The 3413-nt window shown below is 44.4% G+C and carries 4 protein-coding genes, 1 pseudogene and 1 riboswitch; all 5 genes and pseudogenes read left to right on the top strand.

Annotation, left to right across the window (positions count from 1 at the left end):
- A pseudogene (locus tag AABI08_RS08495) lies at nucleotides 1-104 on the top strand (IS30 family transposase); the annotation flags it as partial.
- Nucleotides 105-573: 469 nt separating this feature from the next.
- A complete protein-coding gene (locus AABI08_RS08355) occupies nucleotides 574-1395 on the top strand; it encodes a 2-keto-4-pentenoate hydratase (protein WP_421823480.1) in 822 nt (273 codons plus the stop codon).
- A gap of 199 nt (nucleotides 1396-1594) precedes the next feature.
- Nucleotides 1595-1700: riboswitch (TPP riboswitch) on the top strand.
- 277 nt (nucleotides 1701-1977) lie between these two features.
- A complete protein-coding gene (thiW, locus tag AABI08_RS08360; protein ID WP_338344502.1) occupies nucleotides 1978-2484 on the top strand; it encodes an energy coupling factor transporter S component ThiW in 507 nt (168 codons plus the stop codon).
- 60 nt (nucleotides 2485-2544) lie between these two features.
- Nucleotides 2545-2991 carry an HAD family hydrolase gene (locus AABI08_RS08365; RefSeq protein ID WP_338344501.1) on the top strand — a complete coding sequence of 149 codons (447 nt, stop codon included), beginning with the start codon at nucleotides 2545-2547 and terminating at the stop codon, nucleotides 2989-2991.
- Nucleotides 2988-3287 (top strand): thiamine-binding protein, encoded by a 300-nt coding sequence (locus tag AABI08_RS08370; protein ID WP_338344500.1) that lies wholly within the window; start codon nucleotides 2988-2990, stop codon nucleotides 3285-3287. The genes AABI08_RS08365 and AABI08_RS08370 overlap by 4 nt, the downstream gene beginning before the upstream one ends.
- The last annotated feature ends 126 nt before the right edge of the window (nucleotides 3288-3413 follow it).

The raw sequence follows: 3413 nt of genomic DNA on the forward strand, positions 1-3413 counted from the left end.
GATTATATGAGGCGGTTGAACTCATTAACAAGCGGCCCATGAAATTACATCATTATCAAACACCATTGGAAGTTTTTACGGATGCGTTCGAATTAAACTTGTAATCTGCCTTTAAAATGAAGCCGAGGGGAAACCCTTGGTTTTTATTTAAATTAAAAATAAATGATAAAAGTGTTGACATTCGCTCATAAAGTTGTAAACTACGAATCAACAGATAGAAAAGACAAGCAATAATAAGAACTGTCTGAGTGAGAAAATGATTAGAGAGCGCCTGTTTGGTGAAAGGGCGTCGTTTTCAAACTCAAAGACGATCATTCTTTAGCTAGTGGGCTGAATAAAGTAAGCCTCGCTCGGTTGGTACCGTTATCAAACCGGCGTATCGCCTTTTTGGCCGTACGTTTGAGGTTGGACTTTGCCGTTCAACAAATTAAGGTGGTACCGTGCGTAAGCGCCCTTAACAACGATTTTTTCGTGGTTAAGGGCGCTTTTTATCTGCTGATTTTTTAGAAAAGGAGGGCACCGTGAAGTTTCGTACCGTCGTGAGCTGTTTGTATACTGAAAGGAGCATGAAATATGACAATGACTGAATTGAAGACCAAGGTGAAGGTAGTACCAGCAAAGCAAGAGGACAAATTGGCGCAGGCCCTCTATCATGCTTATCAAGAACGTCAACCACTTGAGATGACGGAATGGGAGAAGGTTGTCAGTGATGATCAAACTGCCTATGCAGTGCAAGACCAATTGATGGAATTGAAAAATCAGCCACTTGGGGGTTACAAGGTCAGTTTGACTAGCCAAGAAACGCAAGATATGTTCGATTCAAACGAACCGTTGTATGGGGCTCAAGTACAGAATCATTTTGTTCAGTCACCAGCCAATCTTTCGTTGAAGAGCGATTTATTGGACCCATTGGCAGAAGTGGAATTGGTCTTCAAGGCCAAGGAAGACTTGCAAGTTACCGATTCTTTGGAAGATTTGCGTCGTAAAACGACTGTAGCAGCTGGTGTGGAAGTGCCCGATGCCCGGTTTACGGACTGGTTCCCATCGTTGAGCAAGTACTTAGTCATGGCAGATGCAGCGGTTGGCGGTTTTGTGGTTTACGGACCAGAACGAGAAAGTACCTCTTTGACCGTTGCTGAATTTGAGGATGTGAAGGCCCATTTGGCCCATAATGGCGAAGTGGTCGCTGAAGGAACTTCAGCCGAAGTTTTGGGTAATCCACTTAAATCGTTGCAATGGCTAGTTAAAAAATTGGCAGCGCAAGGTAAGACCTTGCATGCGGGGGAACGAGTTTCCTCAGGAACTTTCCTATTGCCCCCACATCTAACTGAAGGAACTTGGACAGCTAGCTTTAACCATGATTTTGCAGACGTCGTGGTGGAAGTTAGCAAATAAGCAAACAATTTTGAAATATCAGACAGAATAGTTGTCTTTTTCCGTTAAAATGAGTATAATCATTTCCGTTGGGCAATGAGGGTTGCCATCATGTTGGTCATCCTCATTGTTCAGTCACCCATTTTAGCGGTTCCAAATTGTTTGTTTCAGTAAACAACAATTGGCCGTTCCAATAAATTGGGCGGCCTTTTATTTTGAATAAAATCGATCGGGGAGTTTGTGTAACAGACTGAGAGGATGGTAAACCATTGACCCGAACACCTGAACCGGATAATGCCGGCGGAGGAAATCGTATCACTTTTGTAATCGAGGACTCCGTTTTGGGGTGCTCGATTTTTTCTTTTCAATCAGAAAGGAGTGGTAGTGAATAATTCACGGTGATTTTACCGTGACGGGATGAAGGGGAGCGCCTTGATCCTGAAAAAACAGCGATGGGAAGCCGTGTTCCGGCGTGAGAGGAGACCAATTAGTCTCGACCGAACTTTCTACTAGACAGGGTCTGCCTGGCTGGTTTCACCGCAAAAGTGGGAAAGGAGCGCTGTTTTTTCGCTACCCCACTGATTTTAAAAGGAGCGTTTTCAAATGAAGACACAGAAAAAATTATCAACGAAGAAGATGCTAGTGACGGCCTTGTTGGCTGCTTTGGCCTATGTTTTAAATAGTTTTGTCTATTTTCCGGCAATGGCACCCTTTCAACACTTCGTTGATGTCTTGGCCGCCGTTTTGGTGGGGCCGTGGTATGGCTTTGCTAGTGCCTTGATTTGTGGTATTTTGCGAATGATGTCAGGTCGAACGATTCAAGCCGTGACGGGCGCTATTTTTGGCCCCGTCCTCGGTGGTTTGATTTACCGTAAAACCCACAACCTTTACCTGGTTTTCCTTGGTGAAGTGATTGGAACAGGTATTTTAGGGGCGCTGACTTCCTATCCATTGATGAAGATTTTCTATGGCTTGGACGTCCACAAGTGGTATTATTTTGTGCCATATTACACACCAGCTGCCCTTGTGGGTGCTGGAATGGGATTGGCAGTGGTTCTGATTTTTCAGAAAACGGGACTGCTTAAGCGGATGCACGCGAGCTTGGACTAAATAACAACGGTAAAATCAGGACGGCATTGGGAACAGGTCTGGTAAGAGGAGAGTGAGATCTTGGCGCAGGAAATGCGAGTTTTGATGGACCGACACTATCGAAATGATGTTCCACTTAAGGCTGGCGTGTATGCATACTTACAAAACGCATACCAATCTGGTCACAAAATCGTCCTGGCAACCGCTAGTAGCTCGGCGTTGGCCAAAGACTGTCTACGTCGCCTGAAACTGCTGCCGTTTTTTGACTTTGTTTTTTCCTGTGAAGATGTTGGGCAGGATAAAACGCAACCCACAATCCATCAAGTTGCTGCACAATATTTTGGCCAGCAGCCGAATAAGATTGCAGTCTACGAGGATGCACTGTATGCGGCTTCAACTGCAAAGAGGGCGGGTTTTCATGTGATTGGGGTCTATGACCATCAGTCAAAGAAAGAATGGACTGATTTACAAAATTTAGCAGATGAAACGATTGATTTTGCGACTGTAGTAAAAGGAGAAAACAAATGAGTGCAAGTGTAGCAATTCAGGTCTTACCAGCGGCCGAAAATGACCAAGAATTGTGTCGGATGGTCGATGAGGTGATTGCTTATATTCAGAGTACTGGCTTACGTTATGAAGTTGGTCCCTTTGAAACAACGATTGAAGGCGATGATTACAACCAGTTGATGGACATCGTCAAAGAGTGTCAGCATGTGGCTGTTCGGGCGGGGGCCAAGAAGGCTTCAGCCTATATCAAGGTCGCCTATCAGCCCGATGGTGAAATTTTAACGATTGATCAAAAAATCGGTAAGTACCAAAAATAAAAAAGTCAGACCTTTGTGATATGAACCCCAAAATTAGGACATGTCATTGAGCGGCCTTGAGGACTGACGCCCGATATTCAATCGGTGTCAGTCCTTTTAGTTTGCTCTTAATTCGTTTTGTATTGT

It is taken from the genome of Fructobacillus evanidus (assembly GCF_963580165.1).
GTDB classification, from domain to species: Bacteria; Bacillota; Bacilli; order Lactobacillales; family Lactobacillaceae; genus Fructobacillus; species Fructobacillus evanidus.

Excerpts from the sequence above, each read along its gene's own strand:
- thiW (WP_338344502.1), top strand. The coding sequence starts at position 1,978 with ATGAAGACACAGAAAAAATTATCAACGAAGAAGATGCTAGTGACGGCC.
- AABI08_RS08370 (WP_338344500.1), top strand. The coding sequence starts at position 2,988 with ATGAGTGCAAGTGTAGCAATTCAGGTCTTACCAGCGGCCGAAAATGAC.
- AABI08_RS08355 (WP_421823480.1), top strand. The coding sequence starts at position 574 with ATGACAATGACTGAATTGAAGACCAAGGTGAAGGTAGTACCAGCAAAG.